This is a genomic window from Gordonia jinhuaensis, from assembly GCF_014639795.1.
GTDB lineage: Bacteria > Actinomycetota > Actinomycetes > Mycobacteriales > Mycobacteriaceae > Gordonia_B > Gordonia_B jinhuaensis.
This window is the reverse complement of the sequence record NZ_BMGC01000112.1, coordinates 1-634: the sequence shown is the minus strand read 5'-3', so window position 1 is coordinate 634 and position 634 is coordinate 1. Positions and strand designations below refer to the sequence as shown.

The window sequence follows — 634 nt, the reverse complement described above, 5'->3', positions numbered from 1 at the left end:
CTAGTGTCCTGAGTCATTAATTGTCATTCGGTTGATAGACTGGGGAATGGCAACCCGGGGTCCGCGAGCAGTGGATATTGTTCTGACCGATGACGAGCGCCGTGAGCTCGAAGGGTGGGCGCGTCGGCGAACGACGGCCTCGGGTTTGGCGATGCGCTCACGAATCGTTCTCGCCGCCGCTGATGGCGGTTCGAATACTGAAGTGGCACAACGACTCGGCCTCAATCGCAGTACCGTGCGGCGCTGGCGAGGCCGGTTCGTCGAGCACCGCTGCGAGGGGTTGCTCGACGAACCCCGGCCCGGGCGACCTCGCACCGTCGACGACGAGCAGATCAAAAACCTGATCACCGCAACTCTCGAGACCACTCCGAAGAATGCGACACACTGGTCGACGCGGGCGATGGCCGAGCATCTCGACATGTCACAGTCAACCGTGTCGCGTGTATGGCGGGCGTTCGGATTGGCTCCACACAAACAGGAGTCGTGGAAGCTGTCGAAAGATCCCCTGTTCACCGAGAAGGTCCGCGACGTCGTCGGGCTCTACATGAACCCACCCGAACGTGCCCTGGTGCTTTGCGTTGACGAGAAGACCCAGATCCAAGCGCTCGATCGCACCCAGCCGATCTTTCCCATG

The 634-nt window shown here is 61.2% G+C and carries 1 protein-coding gene; it reads left to right on the top strand.

The genetic code is table 11. The annotated features are described in order from the left end of the window. Positions 1 to 46: 46 nt before the first annotated feature. On the top strand, positions 47 to 634 hold a 588-nt coding region (locus IEW22_RS19860; RefSeq protein WP_188589147.1), incomplete at its 3' end, for an IS630 family transposase.